This window comes from Leptolyngbya sp. CCY15150 (genome assembly GCF_016888135.1).
Lineage (GTDB): Bacteria > Cyanobacteriota > Cyanobacteriia > RECH01 > RECH01 > RECH01.
This window is the reverse complement of the sequence record NZ_JACSWB010000218.1, coordinates 24,651-47,752: the sequence shown is the minus strand read 5'-3', so window position 1 is coordinate 47,752 and position 23,102 is coordinate 24,651. Positions and strand designations below refer to the sequence as shown.

The following is a 23,102-nucleotide window of genomic DNA, read 5'->3' as shown; positions in this document are numbered from 1 at the left end:
GACAGGTAGCAACACAGGATGGCATCCTACAATCCTGGTCTCAGCAAGCTCAAACAGGATGTTTAACCTGAGAACTGCGGCTAACAAGTAGTTGCCGCACGTCTAGCCATAGGATCCATCCATCCAAGTTTGCAGGTAGTCGCGGCGCTGGATATCTGACCAGCTCAGCCAGTCTTCAACCGCCACACCGTTAATCACCGCGTCAACGAGAGGCCACAGCGCTTCATCGAGGTCTTTCTTGAAGGCGATCGGATTGGAAAACATAAACTTGGCGCGGCGTTCAGTCAGGCGCGATAGAAATTTGGTGCGCAGGTAGTAGGGACTTTTGAGCTTGAGGGCAAAGCGGCCGTCGATATGGCGAATCATAAAGCCTTCATGGTTCACCGATCGCACCTGCTGCAGCACATCGTGGAAGGTGCTGTAACACCAGGGCGGGCGGGGTACCGCTAAGGTCTGGGCCAGATCATCGAGGGCCGCTTCGTCCCAAAAGCCTTGCCCCAACTCTCCCACGCCAATCAGGTGCAAACCGTAGTCGGCTTCGCTGTAGGGAATGATGTGGGGATCCTCGGGATGGATGGCTTCCCAGAGCAAGGTGAGGTGGGGGCGATCGCGTAGATAGCCCAAGACGCGGCCGTAGAGGTTGTTTTGATAGAGCAACGCCTTGGCCCGTTCCACATAGTCACCCTCAAAGGAGCCAGAACAGGTGACTAGAACTTGATGGGGGTCGTAGGGATGGAGCACCATGACCGCCAAGAAGCCATTGAGTTTTTCCACGGCGACCACCTTGGTCTCCAGCGGTAGAGTCGTGCCCTGTTCTAGGTAGTTAAAGGTGCGGGGAAAGGGTTGGTTCACCGGTTCGCCATGCAGCCCCACCACCGTCCCCCTGGCCAGCCTAATGTCTGGGTGTTCGTTCCAGACGCTGGGGGTGAAAAAGGCTTTTGAGGTGTATTTGTAGAGCGAAAGCTGCCCATGGGTGACCTGTTTGACCCATTTTTGGGTGACCAGATGCTCCATGCGGTGGACGAAGGTGGGCGATCGCTTTTCGTAGTCAAACCTGCAGGGAATACGCACATAGTCTTGGTCGGGAAGGCGCATGGCCACCAGCGGCCCGCCAAAGCCAGCTCCCTCTTCTAGGGAATGGACGCGATCGCCCTGGGAGGTGAGGGGAATATGGCCACGCACCAGGGTGAGATCTGGCGTGGTTTGCCGAAAAATACCGTCGGTGTCATGGTCTTCCCGCATCCGACGGCGGCCATAGACGCGCTCACGGCCGGGCTGGAGCAGCGGATCAAACCATTCAATATCGCCGTGGCATAAAACATAGTCTCGATAGCGATAGAAGGTTGGCCAACTGGTGATGGCGTCATGGATCTGCTGCTGGTAGGCGGCATCCCGCTGCAGAACATAGTGCAGCGTTTCCCGCGTAGAACGCGATCGCACATAGCTGTCACGAATGCCCTTGGCCAGGTTCATATCATGGTTGCCGCGAATGGCGTAATGGCCTTGGGCGATCGCTGCCATGACCAGATCGAGGACAGCCAGGGAATCGGGGCCGCGATCCACAAGGTCACCCAGGAAACATAGTTTGCGTCCTTGGGGATGCTGGAAAGCCGCGTCATAGCCGAGGGTATGCAGCATCTCGCCCAGCGTGGGCAGCAAACCATGGACATCGCCGATGACATCGAGGTCTACGTCCTCGGGAATAGTGGGAATTTCGACCACCAATTGACACCCAGTGGTGACATGGGTAAACGGCCAACGGGACTGGCGATCTAGTTTTTTGATAAACAGCGATACAACATCGTGGGGCACAGCATAGGAACGTTGAGCATTTTGCTGCTGCACCTGCGCCTCCGGCAGGTCAAACACCACCACCTGCACAGGAATATGGAGCGCGGTGGCGATGGTCGCAAATGGCTTGCGGTCTTGGTCAGTGGATAGGGTTGCATCCACGACGGTGGTTAATCCTGCCATCAGACGCGATCGCACCACCTGTTCCATCACGGCAAAAATCATCGCATCATCAACGGCCATCGGACAGCGACCAACCTGCCCATCGATCATGGCTGGGGCCGTAGCAAAAAAAGTTTCTCGGAGGCGATCGCTAGATACCACGAAGGAAGGCGGCAGAGACTGACAGGCCGTGGTTTTGCCGCTGCCCGGTGGCCCTGACAGCAGAACAAGGCTACCCAGTTGAATCGAAATCTGGCGCGGTTCCATGGTGTTTCCTTGCTCAAGCTGTGCCAATTGCCCAGGGATGGTGGGATGCGCTGGATCAGATGGGTTGGATCTGAGATGCGTTGGATCAAGATTATGACATTGTAGTGAAACCTGATCCTTTCCAACAAGATCACCTCTGCAGAAATCAAGTTAAAACGGTGCAACCTAGGGGCGATCGCTCCAGGTTATGTCAACAAAAGTATGCTACCCATATTGCATCTGATGTTATGGTGCCCGACTGCATAACACCAAGTTTTCCAGTACCCCAGGAGAATAAATAAGTTTACAGCCGCGATCCTTAAGTGTAGCGATCGCAGCATATTATCTATTTTACCCATACAGCAAAGCGTTGAGAGAGAGGGATCGCCAGTCTAGAGCATCCGCATGAATAAAAGGGTGTTGCTGAATAAAGCTATAAAATCGCACAACTCATTCACCATCAAGATCATGTGAGCATCTCACGACGTTTTCTGAGCGCAAATCATATATCGATTCAACAACACCAAGATTCTGCTTTAACGATCAGCCAGCCCATGGTCAGCTATGCCTCATCTAATGATTAGACTGAATATAAGTGGCGTTGCTGAAGATCACAACATCCAAGGTTTGATGCCTTCAGGGGGGCGATCGCTGATTGTCCGCACCCAACCCTGTCCAACCAGCAGCGCCATGTAACGTTCTTTGACCTCCATGCCTATGACACCCGCCGACATCACCACCAGTCTCACCCAACAGTTTGGCCCAGCCCTGCAGATCATTGATGGCGAAGCTTGGCAGATAGAAGCTCCTGCATCTCGGCTGCTGGTGCTGCTTTCAGAGGATCACACCTGGCTACGAGCCTTGGTGTCCATCGCCCCAGCCCAGGAAGCAGCCCCCTACCTAGAGCAATTGCTAGAATTCAACTTTGATGACACCCAAGAGGCCCGCTATGCCATCTACGAAGGCGCGCTGTGGGGCGTTTTTCACCATGCCCTGGCAAGTTTGACGCGGGAGGATTTTGAGGCAGCGATCGCTCGTTTAGTATCGCTTCAGCAAACGGGTCTCGATCGCAGCTTCCGCCAGCGGGCCGATGCCCAAATTCGGCAGATTATCTGGGCAGCAAAGCAGCAGGGGCAGACCTTAGAGGACACCCTCCAAGCCCTCGATCGCTTTTATGAAGAAGGCGTGATGGGAGATTTGTCCCAAGATGCTAGCCAGCGGCAGCAGGTGATGGATGCTTGGCGGGCTCAACTTCAGCGTCTATGGAATGAGTCTTGAGCCAGGCAGTCTTGTTGCCCATGACGGTGTCAATCGCTCTCCTTTGGGCCATCTTGCCATCCCATTAGGGAAGGCGGGGAAGGCGATCGCCCTTAGATAGATGCGCATGGGGCGATCGCAAGGGTAGGATGTGCCTACCTGACGCATATTTTTTTAGACTGAAACGCCATGGATGTAGTCCCACTCCTTGCCAACCTCCTTGAAGAAGATTCCATTGGCCAAAGCCTCGAACAGTTTTTGCTGGTGCTGTCCGTATCCCTCAGTGTTGCAACGCTGTCTCGGGTGCTGCCCTGGTTTCGCCAAACTCCCTATACGCTGCTGCTGGTGATTGTAGGGTTAGGGCTAGCAGTGGTAGATGTGCGGTTGGTCAACCTTTCGCCGGAACTCATTCTGCTGATTTTCTTGCCGCCGCTGCTGTTTGAAGCTGGCTGGAATTTGAATTGGTCGTACCTGCGCAAGGATCTGGTGCCGATCTGTCTCTATGCTGTCGTAGGAGTGATGATCTCTGTCGTTGGCATTGGGCTGGGGCTGGCGCAATTTGCCGGTATTCCCCTAGCGATCGCTCTTTTAATTGGCGCTAGTCTATCGGCAACCGATCCGGTGTCGGTGGTTGCCCTATTTCGAGAGTTGGGGGTCGGTAAACGTCTCACGGTGCTGATGGAAGGGGAAAGTTTATTCAACGACGGGGTAGCGGTGGTTGCCTTCGCCCTTTTGTCAGGACTGGCCCTCGGTACCCAGGATGAGTTTGTTATACCAGTGGCGATCGCTCAGTTTTTTACCTTCCTTGGCGTGGGTGTGGGCGTCGGCAGCCTGATTGGCTTCGGAATTTCTTACCTAACCCAGCGTTTTGATCTGCCTTTGGTAGAACAATCGCTGACGCTAGTGGCCGCCTACGGCACCTATTCCATCGCCGAAGCCCTAGGTGGTTCCGGCGTCATTTCTGTGGTCACCGTAGGGCTGGTGCTGGGGAATTTTGGATCGCGCATTGGCATGAATCCCCGCACGCGTTTGATTGTGTCGGAATTCTGGGATTTTATCGCCTTCTTTGTCAACTCAATCATATTCCTGCTGATTGGCGACCAAGTTCGTTTTTCCAGTCTGGGCGAAAATTGGCTGCCCATTGCGGTGGCGATCGCTGCCCTGTTGCTCACCCGTGCTGTGGGCATCTATGGATTAGGCTTGGTGAGCAACACCTTAGCTAAGTCTAATATATCTTGGCGCGACCAAACGGTGCTATGGTGGGGTGGTTTGCGGGGATCGGTATCCATTGCCCTAGCGTTGAGTATTCCCGAAAGTTTGCCGGAACGAGAAGTGGTGATTGCGACTGTCTTCGGCGTGATGTTATTTACCCTATTGGTACAGGGCTTGACGACCCAACCGTTGCTCAAGGGCTTGAATATGCTGGATGATCAGGCTTTTCGGAAAACCTATCGGGAAGCGATCGCTCGCCGCATGGCCCTAACGCGGGTGTTAACCTATCTATCTAAGTTGGGCGATCGCCAAGAGCTGGATCCAGAGTTTTGCCAATACCAGGCAGCGCTAGTGGAAGGAGAATTATCGACCCTCAAGGAAAACATTCAAGCCCTACAAACCAAACATCCGGAGTTTAAGGAACTGGCCCTGGAGGAACTGCGGGAAGATTTATTGGCTATTGAGGCCGACACCTATGCTGACTTAATTCGCTCGGGACGGCTGAATGAAAAGCTATCGCCTCTGTTACAGGATGTTTTGGTGGAGAGCGATCGCTCAGATAAAGCCCTGAGTTAACAATAAAGATAGAATACTAACCAGGAAACCTACAGGATAGTCAATGGGTCTACGTCAATGGTGAGGCTGACGACGGGGGAGAGGTGCGATCGCAATCCTTGCAAATCAGGGGCGATCGCATGACTGGATCCTTTGAGTAAGATCTGCCAACGATAGCGCTGGGCCACTCGGGTAACCGAGGCGGGAGCTGGCCCCAGCAGATGCCAATCCTCGGTGGTTTGGGCTTGGATGATCTGGGCCAGATCCATGGAGGCTTGCTGCACGGCGACAGCATCTAAGCTACTGAGGCGCAGTAAGATCAGCCGTCCCACGGGTGGATAGTTCAACGCAGCGCGCTGGTCGAGTTCTTCTTGGATAAAGGAAGCATACTGCTGTTGCTGGACGGCTTGGATGACAGGATGCTCTGGGCTATAGGTTTGTAGAATGACCCGACCAGGTTGATCGCCCCGCCCGGCTCGCCCAGCGACTTGGGTGAGGGTCTGAAACGCCCGTTCACTAGCGCGGTAGTCGGCGAGGTTGAGCACCCCATCGGCTGCCACGATGCCCACCAGGGTAACTTGGGGTAGATCAATGCCCTTGGTGAGCATCTGGGTACCCACTAACACATCTGCTTCACCTTGGGCAAATTGAGTCAATAAGGTACGATGGGCATCTTTAGCGCGGGTGGTGTCGCTGTCAAACCGAAGGCTGCGCAGATTGGGAAAGCGATGGTGTAGCTCTTGCATGACCCGCTGGGTGCCGCTACCAAACTGTTTGAAGTAGGGCGATGTGCAGGATGGACAGACCTCCGGCAGCGATCGCCCATAGCCGCAGTAGTGGCAGCGTAGAGTAGCTTGGGCATCAGCGTGGGTGTGGTGGTAGGCCAGGGATACATCACAATGGGGGCATTCCATCACGTAGCCGCAGGCGCGACAGGAAACGAAGGTGCTGTGGCCACGGCGATGGATAAATAAGAGTCCCTGCTGCTGGGTGCTCTGTAATTCTTCGAGGGCTAGCTGTAGAGGGCGGCTAAAAATCGAGCGATTGCCAGTGCTAAATTCTTGGCGCATGTCTACCACCTGGATGGGCGGCATGGGGCGCGACTGAATGCGATCGGGTAAGGATAAATACTGCATGGGTGAGGGCAGGGCATCCGATAAGCTAGGCTGAGCCGCCACCCAACTATCGAGGGCGGGAGTGGCAGAACCTAACACGAGGGGACAGTTCACCAAGTGCGATCGCCATTGGGCAACGGTGCGGGCATGGTAGCAGGGCGCAGGTTGGTCTTGCTTGAAGCTACCGTCATGCTCTTCATCCAGGACAATTAAGCCCAGGTTGGGCAGGGGAGCAAAGACCGCCGATCGCGTCCCGACAATCACCTGGGCATCGCCGCGCAGCATCTGCCGCCAGGTGTCGTAGCGCTCGCCATCGGATAGGGCACTGTGGTAGACCCGCACTTTTTCGCCAAACCGCGCCTGAAAGCGATCGGTGAGCTGGGGGGTCAGGCCAATTTCTGGCACTAAAACTAGGGCCGACTGTCCCCTAGCCAACACCGGAGCGATCGCTTGGAGGTACACCTCCGTTTTGCCCGATCCAGTGACGCCGTGCAGCAGCCACTGTTGACTGCCTTGGCCTTGGGCGATCGCCCTCAGGGCTGCCTGTTGCGCTGCCGTAAGCTGTTTGGGTTGGTCGGGCTGGGCCTGGCCCGATACGGTGCGCAATACCTCCCGCGACTGGATGACCACATGGCCCTTGCGCTCTAGGGTTTTCACCACTGAAGAACTCACATGGCAGATTTGCAGAAGTTCTTGCAGCCACAGGTCGCCGCCCCGCCGTTTGAGAATCTCAATGATTTCCCGCTGGCGATCGCTGAGATTGGCATCCCCCATATCGTTGACCAACACCACCGCCTGCTGGCGCTTGGGGCGAACTGGAGCCGGAGCCTCTAGATAACTTTCAGCCCAGCCGCGTCTCAGCAGCTCTTGAATGCCGCGCCGCGCCCCACGTCCCTGGCGCTGGAGGTACGTCCAGGTATAGTCGCCGGTTTTTTGCAGCACCTGCAGCACCTGCTGGGCAGGCGGCGAGAGAAATTCCGTAGCGCCCGGTGGAATAGCGTCGGGTTTAAGGCGAATGCGTCGCTGCGATCGCCCCAAAATACCTGGCGGCAAGGCCACGCGCACCGCTTGCATCAAGGGCGTTTGGTAATAATCTGCCACCTGCTGCAGCAAAATCCAGTAGCCCGGCGGGAAGAAAGCCGCGCTGATCACGTCATCGACCGACCGCACCGATTTCAGATCCAAACCCTCCGGCAACTGTTCCACCCAGCGCAGGGCGATCGCCCCCATTTGCTGCGCTCCAAAAGGCACGCTGAGGATATCTCCGGGTTTGATGCATAGCTCCGTAGGCACAGCGTAGGTATAGAGCCCCGGTGCGCCCGGACAGTCCACAAGGACTTCAATCCAGCGGGAGGCTGCGCCATACTGAGCAACGGTTTCGGCAACGGTTGGCAAGGCGGCAATCGCCATCGGCATACAGACAGGATTAGTCATCACGAACCTCGGTCTTCCCCAGCATCCTACCGAATCTAGCTTGTTGTGGGACGCTAGAAAACCGTTCAATTGCGGATGACATGGGGGTTGGGTGATCTGGGGATGGGCGATCCTAAAAACCTAGATCAGCTGTAGCGTGCTGTTAGGCGAAGCCGTAACGCACCGTCTCGTAACGCATTCATGACCACCTATCCATAGAATTCTCTGCTCACGTAGCGTGCTGTTAGGCGAAGCCGTAACGCACCATCTCGCTCATCACTTGCACTCAAGTTAGCTCAGAATAGCCCCTGAGCAAGTCGAGCAGGAGTGGCAGAATGGGGTCATTGGGTCCACGATAGCGGATGCGAGGATTGGCGGGCTGGGGATGCAGACTAGTCAACAGCAGGCGATCGCAACTGTGGGTGAGCATGAGATTGAGCCCCAGATGTTCACCGCTACCGCGAAAGTCAGTGCGTACACCAACCACCGGCATTCCCTTAGCGTAGGCATAGCCCAGCTCAAAGCAACTGCCTGAATCAGCATCCGTACCATCTAACATCACCACCATCAGCGCTGCTCCATCAATGCCCCGAACGCAGATCTGGAAGAGTTCGTGGGGATCGGTGGTGCCCGCACATTCCTCCTGAGGCAGATAGACAGAGTAGCCCGCTGCCCGCAACCCCGTGGCGATCGCTGCGTTGAAGTCGATCTCGGCGGCGGTGAACAGGGGGCCGGCAAAGTAGATCCATGGAGTGAGTGGGGTCATGGGCGATCGCTTGTAGCTTGACATGTATCGTGGCGTCCAGTGTAGCGCAGGATCTAAGTACTTGCGACGAAATGATACAGGATAGCTTGATAACTTATCTCTAGTCATATCCATCAGGATGTCCATGGACTGACTTTTCTAGATGGTATTGCCTAGGGCATAGCTTTCATCTTACCTCGACTAACCCTTGTCTCCAGCCCTATGGAGATGGCAGACTGGCGGCATCCAGCAAGTACTCAGTCGGTATCAATAGAAACACTGTACTTATCTTTGACGAGGATAGCTTGTCTATCTACTCGCATCATAGCTATACTTGTAGCTATACTTGGTTTAAAGCATATCTCCATGATCTAATCTGGCTAGTACAGGTGTCTCACCTGGTATCACCCGCTGCGTCCTGTAAGTCTATTCCTAGCTTGTTATCCTACTCAGGACTTCCCCTAGCCTACACGTTAAGCTCAGGCATAGACTGAGCAGCTTGGTAGTATCACCTACTTAGGTTGGGTCAATACAACACCGCCTTGCCTAAGCAACACCTCGTCATTTGTCTATGGGGATGCGTCTATGGGGATTGCTTGTGGACACCATTCGGACTTGTCAAGCTCAGGAAAATCTATGTATCATCCCCTAGACCTATTTGAAATACCTATCTTTGGATAGATAGTCATTTGACATAATTTGTTGTATTGTTTAATACGATTTAACCAGACCTTAACTAGCCGATTACACATCGGGAGGACACTCGCATGAAATTCAAAATGATGTCTCTGGCCTTGATTGCAACCCTAGCGACTACCGTTGGCGCTTGTGCAGCCGGTGAAGAGACCACTCCTGCTCCTGAAACCACCGAAGAAGCTGCTCCTGAAGCTGAGGAAGAAGCCATGGACGAAGAGATGGAAGAAGGTGCTGAGGAAGGTGCTGAGGAAGCAGCTCCTGCTCAGTAATGATCGTCACGGATCGATGGTCATCTAAGCGATAGTTTAGACCACGGTCTACTCCTCACCTATAGTGCCAACAGATTCCCAACGGCTAAAGGGTCTGTTAGGCACGTTAACTGGGCAGTCAGTAAACCTGACTTAACATTGCCCATCGTCTCCCTAAAGCATTCATATCCCTGGTAAAAACCAGCATTCATCTCCTGTTTAAGCTGTATAAAAAGAATGCGATCGCCTGATAGTACAGAGCGATCGCATTTTTAATAGCTATAGGATGGATAATTAACCTGCAGCCGTGGGCTTGGGCTTATGGGTAGACGCCACATGCAGTTCTTTGAGTTGCTTCAGGTCTACGCCAGACGGAGCTTCGGTGAGTAAGCAGCGGGCCTGCTGGGTTTTGGGGAAGGCGATCGCATCTCGAATCGACTCTTCGCCCGCCAAGAGCATCACTAAGCGATCGAGACCATAGGCAATGCCGCCATGGGGCGGGGTGCCATACTCGAAGGCTTCCAGCAAGAATCCGAATTTACCTCGGGCTTCCTCGTCGGATAGACCAATCGTTTCAAACACCTTAGCCTGTAGATCGGGGTGATAGATCCGCAAACTGCCGCCACCAATTTCAAAGCCGTTGAACACAATGTCATAGGCTTGGGCTCGGGCCGTTTTCAGGTCGTGGGCATCCTCGGGGAAGGGCGCAGTGAAGGGATGGTGCAGGGCTTCTAGGCGCTTCTCATCAGCATTCCACTCAAACATGGGGAAGTCCGTCACCCACAGAAGGTTGAGCTTCTCAGGATCAATGAGGTTCATCTGCCGCGCAATCACCTGGCGCAGGCGATCGAGGGTTTTGTTGACCGTCGCGGCATCCCCTGCCCCAAAGAGCAGCAGATGTCCCGGCTGGGCTCCGGTTCTAGCCAGAAGCTCTTGCTTTTGCTCATCGCTGAGGTTGTCTTTGATGGCACCGATGGTGTCAATCTCGCCGCCGTCCCGCACGCGGATGTAGGCCAGCCCCTTAGCCCCCGCCTCGTTGGCTTCCTTAAACAGATCGCCACCGGGCTTGATGCGGACGTTGGAAATGGCGTCATTGCCGCCGGGAATCGGCAACACTTTCACCATGCCGCCAGCAGCGATCGCCCCTGAAAACACCTTAAAGCCAGAGTCTTTCACCAAGTCGGATACGTCTACTAGCTCCAGACCGTAGCGGGTATCGGGCTTGTCGGAGCCATAGCGATCCATGGCCTCAGCATAGGTGAGCCGGGGGAAGGGGCGGGGTAGGTCGATGCCCTTCACTGCTTTGAAAATATGGCAGACCATGGCCTCATTCAGCTCCAGAATTTCATCCTGGGTCATGAAGCTCATTTCCATATCGAGCTGGGTGAATTCCGGTTGGCGATCGGCCCGGAGGTCTTCATCGCGGAAGCAGCGAGCAATTTGGTAGTAGCGATCGAACCCGGACACCATCAAGATTTGCTTGAAGAGCTGGGGCGACTGGGGCAGGGCAAACCATTCCCCCGGATTCACCCGACTGGGCACTAGATAGTCCCTTGCACCTTCAGGGGTGGAGCGGGTGAGGATAGGCGTTTCGACTTCAATAAAAGCTTCTTGATCTTCCAAAAAGCGGCGCATGGCCTTGATCACCTCATGGCGCAGGCGGAGATTGCGGGCCATGCGATCGCGGCGGAGATCAAGATAGCGATATTTCAGCCGCAGTTCTTCCCGCACCGAGTCTTGCTCCGCCACCGATACTTGAAACGGTAGAGGCTTGCGGACGTCATTGAGCACCTCGATCTCGTCCGCATAAATTTCCACGCCTCCGCTGGGGAGCTTGGGATTGAGGGACTCGGCTGGCCGCTGGGTGACACGTCCAGTCACCTTCACCACATATTCATTGCGCACCTGTTCAGCCACAGGATAGGAGGCGGGTGTCCGTTCTGGGTCGCTGACAATTTGGGCGATGCCAGAGCGATCGCGCAAATCGACAAAAATCACCCCGCCATGATCTCGACGGCGATCGACCCAGCCGTAGAGCGTAACTGTTTCGCCGATATGTTCAGGACGGAGTTGACCGCAGTAATGACTTCGCATAGCTAGAGTTGAAACGGTTGCCAAAGTGAAACGAACGGAGACGGAGGAAGACCTGGTGCGCTGACCTGAGATCGTCACTATCCAGGGTGCTGCAATCCTAGAAACGGTTAACCCTCCAGATTGGATCGGCTGTTGTTCTAGGGAAAGGCACGGCCAGTGTCCCCATGATAATCAAACCTTCCTATTATCCTGCATTGTGTCCGGCTCAGATCGGTGAGCGATCGCAACTCATAAAAAATGGGGCACAGCTTAGCCATGCCCCAGGTTGCTTTATGGTCAACCGATGCACGCCCTAGTCTAGTTTTTGGGCGTCGTATCTTTGTCATGGCCCATGAGAATATCCCAGGCAGTTTTGGCGGCTTCGGTTAGGCGATCGCCAAAATCTTGCACTTCTTGGGCAATAGTCTGCCAGTTTTTCTCAGCTTCTTTGTGGATGGTGTTGATAGACTCTTCAATTTTGTCGGGATCAAACAGCTTGGTTTGTTCCACGGTTTCGCGAGTGCGGCGCACGGCACTCAAATAGGCTTCCCGCGTGAACTCACCGGCCTGTTGTGCTTCCACCTGAGCCTTGGCGCGAATGGCTTCAATCAGCGCCTGGGTTTCATTTTTCACCTCTGCTAGCTCAGCCGGAGTCGCTGACGAATCGTCATCTAGCACCACAGGGGTTTGGGGAGTGTTGAAATCAGAGGTCATAGAATTGCTCCTTGGTAATGCTATCGTGCGGTTTCCATACTAGGATTCATGCAATGGCGCTCCTGCGCATCATTCCCATGGCATAGGGCGTTGGGCATCATGGAATCGATCAGGTCATCGATGGGGATGCGAACCCTTGGCTGGAGTCTACACTGGGATCTGGCCATGGAGCGGAGGAGGCTTGGCCTTACTTTAGCTTGCCTGTGGGAAATCGGGGGTAGGGAATGTGCCAGATCGTCGCCCTAGAATAGAAAAGCTGGCGATCGCTCTCCATGATGCAGACCTAAGCCGACCCAAATCTTGGCAGCAAGAAGCATCTTGGCAGACTAAAAGGCGATCGCCCCTCCGAAAACTGCGTGAACGACCTGAAATTCTGGACATCTGAATGCTGTACATTGAGAACCTGTCTTACCATCCAGCGGCTACTGCTGAGCCGATCCTTAAGTCCATTGGCTTGGAGCTAGCGCCCCAACAACTGGGGTTAGTGATTGGCCCCAGTGGCTCTGGCAAAAGTACGCTGCTAGAAATTTTGGCAGGCCTAGCCTCCAAAACATCGGGACGGATTCGCTGGCGCAGCCAAGTGCTCTCCCCCGATCAGCTCCAGGATCTAGGAGGGCTCGTCTTTCAGTTTCCAGAACGGCATTTTTGTGGCAACACGCTGCTGAGTGAGCTGCGCCTTGGGCATCCGGAGCTGAATCGGGAAACGATGGAGCAAACCCTAGCAAAGGTTGGCTTGGCCCATCTACCGCTGTCGGCCAATCCTCATGCTCTCAGCGGTGGGCAACAGCGTCGCCTGGCGTTGGCTGTGCAACTGATTCGCCAACCCTATCTTTTACTGCTGGATGAACCGACGGCGGGGCTAGATTGGTCAATGCGTCAACAGTTGGTGAGTTTACTATCGGTGCTCAAGGCAGACTGGACGCTGTTGATTGTCACCCATGAACCGGGAGACTTGCTGGCGATCGCTGACCGGTGTTGGACAATGCAGCATGGAGAATTACAGGTCGCCGATCCCGCCACCCTAGCGCCCAGTCTCGATTCATCGATGGCTTAAAGACATTCTCTATTCACGATCCAGTGGGCGATCGCCCCTCATAAACCACCTCTTGTTATTAGCTATGACGTCCGATTTGCCTTCTACCGCTTCCTTGCCCAGCCAGCTCGATATCTGGCAAGAGACTCTTGCCTGGCAACCTACCCCTGCCCAGCAGGATCAGTTTCAGACCCTCTATGCCTATATCCTCGATGCCAACCAGCACGTCAACCTCACGCGGATTACCGAGCCCCTCGACTTTTGGGAAAAGCATCTGTGGGATTCTTTGCGGGGGGTGGGGATGGGGTTGGCCAATGCAGCGCCAGCGCGGGTGATGGATGTGGGCACAGGGGCCGGCTTTCCGGGGTTGCCCTTGGCGATCGCTCGTCCAGATTGGGACTTGACCCTGCTCGACTCGACCCGCAAAAAGATTGACGTGGTGCAGGCAGCACTGCCGCTGTTGGAGTTGACCAACGTCATACCCATGGTGGGTCGGGTGGAAACCCTAGGTCATTTGCCGACCCACCGGGAACAGTACGACTGGGTACTGGTGCGGGCAGTGGCATCGGTGGCCACCTGCGCTGAATATGCCCTGCCCTTGGTGAAGCTGGGGGGGCAGGTGGTGCTCTATCGCGGGCAGTGGACAGTGGAGGAGGAGCAGCAGTTGCAGGCGGTGGCTCGGCAGTTGGGCGGGGCGATCGCTCAGGTGGATGCTTTTGAGACCCCCATTACCCAAGGCGTGCGCCATAGTATCTACCTCACCAAAGTGGCGGCTACGCCCGCAGCCTATCCCCGTGCCGTGGGCATTCCCAAACAGCAGCCCTTACTAGCCTAGCTCTAGGGTGGTGACGCCGAAAATTTTAGCCAGGGGCAGGGGCGGTGGCGCTTGGGTATACATGCGGGCGCAGGTGAACACGGGTTTCATATCGTGGGTTTCGGCCAGGGCGATCGCCTCCGGATTGGCATCGGGGCAGTCGAGAAATACCGGTTGACCGATGGCATGGGTGAGCAATGCCTGGAAGAGGGCCTGGGCGATCGCTGGCCGGTCGGCAAACAAGGGGCCAAGTTTGAAACCTCGGCGGGTGGCCCGAATGACGCCGTAGCCGAGAAGTTGCCCATGTTCTAGAAAGGCATACCCTTCATTGAGACCCACCCAGGCCTGTAGAAAGGTGGGACGGCGGTCGAGGAAATGCTGGGTGTCATAGTCCAGCAGGGTGGTGAAGGGAATATCTCGCAGGGGCACAACGCCGGCCTGTTTGGCATAGGCTTCTCCCAACCCTTCGTAGCGAATATGGTGATGGGCAGTTTTGAAGCCAAAGGTTTGGTAGTTGTCCACCTGGGCCAGAACGCCGTCTAGGGCCAAGGTGCGATCGCCGAGGATCTGTAGCCCTGCCTGCCAGAGCTGCATCCCATAGCCGCGCCCGCGCCACTGCGGTTGCACAATGTAGAGGCCAAGGAAGCCATAGCGATCGCCATAGCGCACCGCCGCGATGGAGCCCGCGGGCTGATCCCCGATATGCCCCATCAAAAACCCCTTAGCGTCAGTTTGATGGAAAGCGATCGCATCGGTTAGCCCTGGATTCCAGCCCTCTGCCGCCGCCCAATCTAACGCTAGCTCTAGATCCGCTGGCGTCATCTGACGAATGATGAAGTCGTCCTGAGTCACCGTCTATCGTCCCTCGTTGCCATAAAATTCTGTCTTATCTTTAAACCAAATATTGATGGTTGGATAGATCTGCAGCGGAAAGCCACGCTTGCGGAGGGCAGCTCGGGTTTCAAACTGCAGCCATTCGCATTTGCCATTGCGCCGAGCCGTTTGCAGATCGCTGCGGTTAGAAAAAACATAGACCACGTCTAGGTGCTTGTCGCCCAAGGTATGGTTGTGGTTAACGACACGGGGCTGCGACTGGCGCGCTGAGGCGGCCACATCCGCGATCGCTTGCTTGGCGATGGGCGAATGCTGACTGCGGGGGCGTGGGGATGCGGCTATGCGCTGGGCCTGATCGGCTTCCATCTTGGTGCGAATGAGTTCAGCCACATCGTGATTTCCCGTTTTTTCCGCCAGCATCAAAGGCGTGAACCCAGCGTAGGGAGAGGGGCGATCGGGCTTGAAGCGCACGCCGCAGTTTGCGCCATGGGTGAGCAAAAACTGCACCACCTCCGCATGTCCTTGCTGCGCGGCAGCATGGAGGGCGGTGTAGCCATCATCACCGGTCACATTGACGTCGGGAAACTCGGCGATACTTTGCTGAATCTCGGACAAACAGCCGAGGGATGCCCAATGGACGATCAGAGGAATCGATCGGGTAGGCGCGGGCGCAGGTTCAGCGTCCACCGTCTCTGTCTCCACAACCTGCAGGGTGGTCTCTGGTTCGGGGTAGGTGCTGCCATTAGCCAGTGTCTCGGCGACCTCAGCAGCTTCTGGCATGAGAGACGATGAGACCGTCGCTAGGCCATTCTCAAGCGTCTTGTCGTCTACCCTGCAATCGGCAATGCCATCTCCATGAAAATCGGGTTCTCCACAGTGAGGACAGGCTTTGGCAGCGGATGAAACTTTGCCACCGCAGGTAGCACACTTTAACAAAACACCCATAATGCTTAGCGTTTGAAGGTAGAGGCAGAGAAAGACTGAAGTGAGTCCATCTTGACCTCAATGTACCCACAAGACAAGCCTGGATCGCGAAATTCAAAAAATTGCTGGGGATACTTGAGGTTTTAAGTTGGAGAATGCGCCAACGAAGTAGATGGGTAGCAACAACGTCGAGGCGATCGCCCATAATGGGGGAGGCGATCGCAGGCAGATACTAGCGATGAACACTGGCTGGCGCATTGGTTCCATCCTGGGCATTCCCATTCTCATTGCCCCCTCTTGGTTCATCATTCTGGCGGTGGTAACCTACGCCTATGGCACAACGTGGCAGATGATGGATTGGCAACCCACGATGGTCTGGATCGCTGCATTAACCATGGCATTGGCGCTATTTTTATCGGTGGTTTTGCATGAGCTGGGGCATAGTTTAGTAGCCCGCTCCCACGCCATTCCAGTGCAGTCGATTACCCTTTTCCTATTTGGCGGCATGGCCACGATCAGCCAAGAATCTAAAACGCCGGGGCAGGCTTTTCAGGTGGCGATCGCTGGCCCATCGATGAGTTTTGGGCTATACATGGTGCTGGCTTTGCTGGAAGGCCTGCTGCCCAACGGGTCACCGGGCAGAATGGTGGTGGCCAACTTGGCGGGGATCAATTTAATGCTGGCCTTGTTCAATATGCTGCCGGGCTTACCCCTCGATGGCGGTCAGGTGCTCAAGTCGGCCATCTGGAAACTCACGGGAAGCCGCATCCAAGGCGTACGCTGGGCGGCCCGAGCTGGCTGGCTACTGGGTGGATTGGCGATCGCCCTCAGTCTGGTCTTACTCGTCCGCTATGCCATGGTGAGCGTTCTGTGGATTGCCTTGCTGGGCTGGTTTGGTCTGCGCCATGCCAATGCCCATCAGCAGTTTGCCACCCTGCAAAGTTTGCTGCTGCGGCTAACGGTTTCCCAAGCGATGACCCGAGATTTTATCAGCATTGAAGCAACGCAGACCCTACAAGACTTTGGCGATCGCTACCTCATGGGACAACCGCCGCCCAACTGCTGCTTTGTGGTGGCTGAGGGTGTCTATCAGGGCGTGCTGCGGCTAGACGACCTGCACCAGATCCCCTCTGCTGACTGGGCCAGATCCCCCGTGAGTGCCATAACTCAGCCCCTAGAGACTTTACCTATTGTGGATGAGAACCTATGTCTAGCCGATGCTATTGATCGGCTAGAGCAGCAGCCCTACCCATGGCTTCTCGTGCGATCGCCAACCGGAGCGATCGCAGGTTTACTCGATCGCGGCGATATTGTGCGGGCACTGTCTAAGGGGCTCAAACAACCCATCAACGAAGAGATTGTCCAGCAGATTAAGGCAGACCAAGCCTACCCCGATCGCTTACCCTTGGTGGCGATCGCTCAAACAGCCCAAATTCGTTAGCGGCTAGAGGGAGCTAGAATTCAGGCTTTCTTCTTCCCCCGGCGTTTGGGGTAAATGCAGGCCACATTCTTGCTTCAGACCATGGAAGCGGGTGTCCCGTTCATGGTCATCCATGGCGGTAATCGGCCGGCTCGAATGCCAGTCGCCCACAGTCATATAGCCCTCATCAAACATAGGATGGTAGGGCAGATCATGGGCTTGCAAGTACTCATACACCGTCTTGGCGTGCCAATCGAGGATGGGCAAAATCTTGTAAAGACCCCGCTGGCGATTCACCCAGCGCAGGGTGCTGCGGTGATCGGTTTGGTCGCTGCGCAGCCCAGCCAGCCAGGCCGTTGCCCCTAGCTCTCGCAGGGCCCGCTGCATCGGTTCAACCTTACGCATTTGATCGTAGACGTTGAGAGATTCCACATCATCTTTTGACCAAAGCTGCCCATGGAGCGCTTCCATGCGGGCAGGACTGATCGGCGATTGATAGACCTTCAGGTTGAGCTGGAGGCGATCGCTCAACTGTTCGGCAAACCGATAGGTCTTAGCTGGCAAATAACCGGTGTCAACCCAGATCACCGGAATCGTGGGCACCACCGACGTAACGAGATGTAACATCACCGCCGACTGAATGCCAAAGCTGGTGCTCATCACCAAGCCATCTTGAAACGTTTCAGCGGCCCATTCAACCATTCGCGTTGCACTCAACCCCGTCAAGCTCTGATTAACAGTATCTAGATCAAGGTCGGGATGTTCCAGTGCTATACCTACCATACGCATTGCTCGCTCAATTGCATGAAGTCCCGTTGTTACACACGCATTCTGTTCAATCAAGGTCTCACCTAGACTTAGGCGATCGCCTTTGCCAACCCGATCATGGACGGAGACAACCATCTCTGCAACCGTGAGAGAGGCATTTGTTGGGATAGACACTCAACGTCTCTGGATTTGGAAAGGTAATCTGCTATCGATCATGCCATGAAGCCACGGCGCAATCTGCAAAACTCGTTGCTCTACGTTGGATGCGTATCATCACTAGGGATGAGATACTCCAGTCTACCAAGACTAAGGATCCAGTACCAACTATCGCCGGATAGAGCTGGGTGATCCATTAGACGCCAGCAGCCTGCATCAACTGCTCCATATCACCTAGGGTTAATCCCCGCTGCAGGTAGCGAGGCTGGCTGGGATCGTAGGGGCCCTCCAAGCGATCGATGGCGGTAATGTCAGCTTGGGCTGACAAAACTGGCACGTCGGGATCGTAGGCGGTGGGATGCATGAGGGAACTGGAAAAGCCTCGGAAGATAACAATTTGATCCATGTCGTCCCCAAGCTGGGCATGCACCATCAGCACTTCCTGCGGACATTTCAACGTATAGTTCTCTAGGCGAACCCCTAGGGATGTGGCTGCCATAGCAGAGAGCCCCCTTCCATCATGGTTGATATAAAGAACGCCAAGTGGTTAAACCATGGCAACTCACTGGACGTTATAAACCTGTACAAGCGCGACATCGAGTTGCCGGTGTTGAGCTAGTGCTCTGAGTCGTAAGTAACTCACCTAGTTGCTGAAGCGAAAAACCTTGTGGGTCCTGGCATTCCTTTTCGTTTTTCTGTCTTCGTTCTTCTGTCTTGCGGTACTAGTCTTGCACCGCCGATCGCCCCTGACGATTCAGCCGAACAAAGACAAAGTAGCCAAGGTAAATCACGTAGATCACCAGGCCGACAATCCCCCAAAAGCCGAGAAATCCGCGACTGGAGCCACCGTGGAAAAAGTCTCGGAAGATCAGCGGAGCCTCAAGCCACACTTGACAGGCGGTGCCGGCAAAGGCGGTTTGGGATACGGCACAGGGCAGGGTCAGGAGTTGGGCGATCGCTCCCAGACCCATATAGACGGTCATGGCCCAGCGCCAAGCCGTGAAGGTTAGTTTGATGGGGGTGCGGCGCTGGTCATCAATTTCTTCGTTGAGGTCGGCCCAGAACCATAGCCCCACCGGGATCAAAATGCGGGCAGCGAGGGCGGAGATAAAGCTGAGGGGCAATCCACCAATCATGAGATAGACGGTGATCGCCAGCAGACTGGATACGCGCCAATAGATCACCAGGAGCCGCTGGATGGCTTCGGCTTTTTTGACCGCTGCCCACACCAAGAGGATGAGTGGGACTAGGACGGCAAATAAGACCGCCAAGCGATAATCTGTCCAAACGAGCGATCGCAGCAACTCATCCGTCATCCGTTGAAATCCTTAAAACTCATCAATACCCGGTTGGCCCAGTCATCTATGGTACTCGACAACGACAACGACTGGGGATCCGGGCCGTTGCCGTTGTTTTTGTTGAATGGCCCTGCTGGGGGGCGATCGCTCACCCCCAGGCTCATGGTTTCAGTCCCAGATCTGGCAGGTCACAGATCAATATAGGCTTTCACCAAATCGGGCGATCGCTCTAGACTGAATCCCACCTTCTCGCAAACCCGCTGCATGGGCTGGTTTTCGTTGAGAATTTGGGCCGTCACCCGCCCAACTTTTTCATTCCGAGCAATTTGGATTAGGCGACTGAGCAGCTCGGTGCCCAAGCCCTGGCGCTGGGATGCATCATTCACCAACATGGCAAACTCTGCCTCATTCACGCCATGCTGTTTACTCAGCCGCGCTACGCCCAAAATGGTGTGGTGTCCTGTTTCTGGATCCTTGTAGTCCGCCACCAAAGCCATTTCGCGATCGTAGTCGATGAAGCAAATGCGGGTCAGGCGTTCATGGGCAATGCGCCGACTCAGCTTCATGATGTTGAAATAGCGCAGGTAGACACTTTCCTCGGAAAGCGTGGTGTGGAACTGCACAATCAACGGCTCATCTTCAGGACGAATGGGGCGAATGATCACCGGCGTATCATCCCGCATCGTCCAAGGACTCGTATACTGCGTCGGGTACGGACGAATGGCTGGCTTGGGCAGTTCGTCCGTGGGCACATCAGCAGGATGCAGCACCACCCGTGCATCCAGGGCAATCAACGAGGATCCAGATACACTATCGGCGGGCATGGGGCGAGCGAACAGCGGATTAATGTCGATTTCCTGAATCCAGGGCTGCTCGACCACTAGATAACTGAAGCGCACCAGCAGTTTCTCTAGGGCATCGAGATCCACCGGCAGACGACCCCGTACCCCTTGTAGGGCTTTGTAGATCTGAGTTTGCTCGATCATGCGGCGAGCCAAGGTGGTATTCAGGGGCGGTAGGGCAATGGCGCGATCGCGGAAGACCTCCACCAACTGCCCGCCGGTACCAAAGACCAAGACGGGGCCAAATTGGGGATCAATGCTGCTGCCGATGATCAGCTCATAGCCACCTTCTAGGGTAATCATGGGCTGAACCGTCACCCCATGGAAATGCCCTTCGCCCACCTTTTCCTGGACATTCCGTTCAATGGTTTGGTAGGCCCAACGCACGGCATCGGCATCGGTTAAGTTGAGCTGCACGCCGCCCACGTCGGTTTTGTGGGTAATGGTATTGGACAACAGCTTGAGAACAACGGGATAGCCCAGTTGCTCAGCCCATTGAACGGCATCCTCTGCGTGGGTAGCCGTCCCCGTTTGCACAATGGGGATGTGGTAGGCCGCCAGGATTTGCTTGGATTCCGATTCGGTCAGCAAGGTGCGGTTGGCCTGGCGGGCCGCCGTGAGAATTTGGTTCACGAGGGCGCGATCGGGAGCCTCTGCATCTGAATCTTCCGGCAAGACCGGCGTTTCGTAGATGCCCTTGAGGTTATAGCTATAGCACCACATCAGGTTGAACAACCGCGCGGCCGCATCCGGGAAACGATAGGTGGGAATGCTGGACTGGTTCAGCATCAGCTCCCCAGCGGTGACCTCATCTCCCCCCATCCAACTGGCCATAATTGGTTTACTGGCCGTCTGGGCGTAGGGCTTTAGGCATTCAGCCGTGCGGCTAGGATCGGTCATGGCCTGGGGCGTGAGGATCACCAAGAGACCATCGCTGTTGGGATCATTCACAGCTACCTCTAGGGCCTTGGCATAGCGTTCCGGTTCAGCATCCCCGAGGATGTCGATGGGATTGCCGTGGCTCCAGTGGGGCGGCAGGATCTCATTAAGCGCCGCAATGGTTTGATCCGACAGGGTTGCAAGCTGTCCGCCGGTGCGAATCAGGGCGTCTGTTGCTAGGACGCCGGGGCCGCCCGCATTGGTAATGATCGCCAGTTTTGGCCCTTTAGGTCGTCGATCTTGCTTCGACAGCACCTCGGCTAGGTCAAACATTTCGGAAATGCGCTCAATCCGCAAAACGCCACAGCGGCGGAAGGCAGCATCGAGGACGTCATCACTCCCAGCGAGAGATCCCGTATGGGAGGCAGCAGCTTTGGCAGCGGCTTCCGTGCGCCCGGTTTTGATGACAATAATCGGTTTCGTCAACGCCACTTCCCGCGCAGCGGACAGGAAGGAGCTGGCATTGCCGATCGATTCCATGTAAATGACGATGCTGTGGGTGTGGGGATCATCACCGAGGTAGTAGATCAGGTCGCCCCAATCCACATCCAGCATGGAGCCAACGGAGATAAACGCACTGAAGCCCACATTTTCGGGAAAGCTCCAGTCCAGCACGGCGGTGCAGAGAGCACCACTTTGGCTAATAAAGCCCACATTACCAGGGCGAGCCATGGCGTTGGCAAAGGTGGCATTCAGACCTGTGCGTGGGTTCATAATCCCCAGGCAGTTTGGCCCAATCAACCGCATCTGGCTCGTCTTCAGTTGCTGGCGAATCTCTTCCTCTAAAACCAGACCAGGCGCGCCAGCTTCCTTGAAGCCTGCCGAAATGACAATCACGCCTTTAACACCTGCCTGGGCACAGTCTCGAATCAATCCAGGTACGGTGGGCGCAGGGGTGACAATAATGGCTAGATCAACGGCATCCGGGATGGAGGCAATATCTGGGTAGGCCTTGATGCCCAGCACATTACTGCGTTTGGGATTGACGGGAAGAACCGTTCCTCCAAAGGGCGTGCGAATTAAGTTCCAAAGAATCGTGCGGCCTACACTACCTTCGCGATCGGTTGCGCCAATCACCGCCACCGTTTGGGGGTTGAAGATGGCGTTGAGCGGTTGGCGATCGGCACGGAGGATATCGTAGGCGGGGTCAGTTGTGGGCGTCAGTGGCCTAAGCGTCGTCATAATAGTCTGCTCCTAACAGGGAGTCCCATAGGCATAGTAGCGATCCTTTTTCATCGCACTGACGACCTGTAAGGAAAGCTTTAGTAAGCAGAGGAAAATGGACGAAGAATTGCAGTGTAGAACACCAATAACGACCCACGATGGTTCAGCAAGAACCTTAGGGCAAGCATGACCCAAGATTGCCAGATCAGAGCGTTTAGTTGGCCGGTGTGGTGTTACCAGCGCGCACCCAACCTTCAATGCCACTACCCGGTAGCCGCACTCGCAGCCATTCTTGGGTATCGCTTTCGCCCAAAATTTCCACTTCGGTGTTGTAGGCAAGGCCGGTGATGCGGCGAGATTCTTGGTCAGGGTCTTCGCGCAGGATTAGGCCAATGGGCTGGGTGACGATCGCTGTGTAGCCCTCTTCATCCAATTCGTCAGGCTCGTCCTCCTCAACAGCGGACGGATCGGGCTCCTCCGGCACATCCGCAAAGACCTCCGGAGGCGCTTCAGCTTCGGGGGCTGGGTCGCTTGCTTCGCCATCGTTGGCAAACACAGGACGCTCCGGCACGGCCGTTAGTTTGGTAATCAGATATCGGGTCGCTCCAACTCCAGCTACGAAGAGGAGAGCGATCGCCAAGAAAAAGCCCAGTAAAAATTTAATCAGTCCAAGCAGGCGCATA

The 23,102-nt window shown here is 55.4% G+C and carries 20 protein-coding genes; 7 read left to right on the top strand and 13 right to left on the bottom strand.

The features are described 5' to 3' along the window. Positions 1-102: 102 nt before the first annotated feature. Positions 103-2,220 carry an AAA family ATPase gene (locus JUJ53_RS17490; protein WP_204153324.1) on the bottom strand — a complete coding sequence of 706 codons (2,118 nt, stop codon included), beginning with the start codon at positions 2,218-2,220 and terminating at the stop codon, positions 103-105. 690 nt (positions 2,221-2,910) lie between these two features. On the opposite strand from JUJ53_RS17490, the gene JUJ53_RS17485 reads away from it, so the two are divergent. Both JUJ53_RS17485 and JUJ53_RS17480 read left to right on the top strand, forming a co-directional pair. After that, on the top strand, positions 2,911-3,477 hold the full coding sequence (locus JUJ53_RS17485) for a YbjN domain-containing protein (protein ID WP_239125165.1): 567 nt from the start codon (positions 2,911-2,913) through the stop codon (positions 3,475-3,477). Positions 3,478-3,645: 168 nt separating this feature from the next. After that, positions 3,646-5,244 (top strand): sodium:proton antiporter, encoded by a 1,599-nt coding sequence (locus JUJ53_RS17480; protein WP_204153323.1) that lies wholly within the window; start codon positions 3,646-3,648, stop codon positions 5,242-5,244. Between the two features lie 29 nt (positions 5,245-5,273). On the opposite strand, the gene priA is transcribed toward JUJ53_RS17480, so the two are convergent. Together priA and JUJ53_RS17470 are read right to left on the bottom strand one after the other, a co-directional pair. After that, a complete protein-coding gene (priA, locus tag JUJ53_RS17475) occupies positions 5,274-7,748 on the bottom strand; it encodes a primosomal protein N' (RefSeq protein WP_204153393.1) in 2,475 nt (824 codons plus the stop codon). Positions 7,749-8,037: 289 nt separating this feature from the next. Further along, a complete protein-coding gene (locus JUJ53_RS17470) occupies positions 8,038-8,517 on the bottom strand; it encodes a nucleoside 2-deoxyribosyltransferase (RefSeq protein ID WP_204153322.1) in 480 nt (159 codons plus the stop codon). A 746-nt stretch (positions 8,518-9,263) separates the two neighbouring features. Here JUJ53_RS17470 and JUJ53_RS17465 point away from each other — a divergent pair. Next, complete coding sequence (locus tag JUJ53_RS17465; RefSeq protein ID WP_204153321.1) at positions 9,264-9,461, top strand: hypothetical protein; 198 nt, start codon at positions 9,264-9,266, stop codon at positions 9,459-9,461. A gap of 273 nt (positions 9,462-9,734) precedes the next feature. Here the strand turns inward: JUJ53_RS17465 and aspS are convergent, their stop codons facing one another. Together aspS and JUJ53_RS17455 are read right to left on the bottom strand one after the other, a co-directional pair. Beyond that, complete coding sequence (gene aspS, locus JUJ53_RS17460; protein ID WP_204153320.1) at positions 9,735-11,534, bottom strand: aspartate--tRNA ligase; 1,800 nt, start codon at positions 11,532-11,534, stop codon at positions 9,735-9,737. 297 nt (positions 11,535-11,831) lie between these two features. After that, on the bottom strand, positions 11,832-12,227 hold the full coding sequence (locus JUJ53_RS17455; RefSeq protein ID WP_204153319.1) for a hypothetical protein: 396 nt from the start codon (positions 12,225-12,227) through the stop codon (positions 11,832-11,834). A gap of 226 nt (positions 12,228-12,453) precedes the next feature. Between JUJ53_RS17455 and JUJ53_RS17450 the strand changes: the two genes are divergently transcribed. The 3 genes from JUJ53_RS17450 to rsmG all read left to right on the top strand — a co-directional run bounded on the left by JUJ53_RS17450 (position 12,454) and on the right by rsmG (position 14,095). After that, entirely contained in the window at positions 12,454-12,612 is a 159-nt protein-coding gene (locus JUJ53_RS17450) for a hypothetical protein (protein ID WP_204153318.1), read from the top strand. Then, positions 12,613-13,281 (top strand): ABC transporter ATP-binding protein, encoded by a 669-nt coding sequence (locus tag JUJ53_RS17445; RefSeq protein ID WP_204153317.1) that lies wholly within the window; start codon positions 12,613-12,615, stop codon positions 13,279-13,281. A 64-nt stretch (positions 13,282-13,345) separates the two neighbouring features. After that, positions 13,346-14,095, top strand: a complete 750-nt coding sequence (gene rsmG, locus JUJ53_RS17440) for a 16S rRNA (guanine(527)-N(7))-methyltransferase RsmG (protein ID WP_204153316.1) — start codon at positions 13,346-13,348, stop codon at positions 14,093-14,095. Here the strand turns inward: rsmG and JUJ53_RS17435 are convergent. Both JUJ53_RS17435 and JUJ53_RS17430 read right to left on the bottom strand, forming a co-directional pair. Next, entirely contained in the window at positions 14,087-14,926 is an 840-nt protein-coding gene (locus JUJ53_RS17435; protein ID WP_204153315.1) for a GNAT family N-acetyltransferase, read from the bottom strand. The genes rsmG and JUJ53_RS17435 overlap by 9 nt on opposite strands. A gap of 3 nt (positions 14,927-14,929) precedes the next feature. Next, positions 14,930-15,853: an ankyrin repeat domain-containing protein gene (locus JUJ53_RS17430; protein WP_204153314.1), complete on the bottom strand. Its 924-nt coding sequence runs from the start codon at positions 15,851-15,853 to the stop codon at positions 14,930-14,932. 151 nt (positions 15,854-16,004) lie between these two features. On the opposite strand from JUJ53_RS17430, the gene JUJ53_RS17425 reads away from it, so the two are divergent. Beyond that, complete coding sequence (locus tag JUJ53_RS17425; protein WP_204153313.1) at positions 16,005-17,273, top strand: site-2 protease family protein; 1,269 nt, start codon at positions 16,005-16,007, stop codon at positions 17,271-17,273. 3 nt (positions 17,274-17,276) lie between these two features. On the opposite strand, the gene cysH is transcribed toward JUJ53_RS17425, so the two are convergent. The 6 genes from cysH to JUJ53_RS17395 all read right to left on the bottom strand — a co-directional run bounded on the left by cysH (position 17,277) and on the right by JUJ53_RS17395 (position 23,101). Next, on the bottom strand, positions 17,277-18,035 hold the full coding sequence (cysH, locus tag JUJ53_RS17420; RefSeq protein ID WP_204153312.1) for a phosphoadenosine phosphosulfate reductase: 759 nt from the start codon (positions 18,033-18,035) through the stop codon (positions 17,277-17,279). A 337-nt stretch (positions 18,036-18,372) separates the two neighbouring features. Further along, the gene (locus JUJ53_RS17415) at positions 18,373-18,675 is read right to left on the bottom strand and encodes a hypothetical protein (RefSeq protein WP_204153311.1); all 303 of its coding nucleotides are present in this window, start codon (positions 18,673-18,675) and stop codon (positions 18,373-18,375) included. Positions 18,676-18,898: 223 nt separating this feature from the next. Continuing rightward, a complete protein-coding gene (locus JUJ53_RS17410) occupies positions 18,899-19,492 on the bottom strand; it encodes a DUF3177 family protein (protein ID WP_204153310.1) in 594 nt (197 codons plus the stop codon). Beyond that, positions 19,489-19,638, bottom strand: coding sequence for a hypothetical protein (locus JUJ53_RS17405; protein WP_204153309.1), 150 nt, complete (start codon positions 19,636-19,638; stop codon positions 19,489-19,491). The genes JUJ53_RS17410 and JUJ53_RS17405 overlap by 4 nt, the downstream gene beginning before the upstream one ends. Before the next feature lie 24 nt (positions 19,639-19,662). Further along, positions 19,663-22,437, bottom strand: a complete 2,775-nt coding sequence (locus JUJ53_RS17400; protein ID WP_204153308.1) for a bifunctional acetate--CoA ligase family protein/GNAT family N-acetyltransferase — start codon at positions 22,435-22,437, stop codon at positions 19,663-19,665. A gap of 196 nt (positions 22,438-22,633) precedes the next feature. After that, positions 22,634-23,101, bottom strand: coding sequence for an SH3 domain-containing protein (locus JUJ53_RS17395; RefSeq protein ID WP_204153307.1), 468 nt, complete (start codon positions 23,099-23,101; stop codon positions 22,634-22,636). Between the last annotated feature and the right edge of the window lies 1 nt (position 23,102).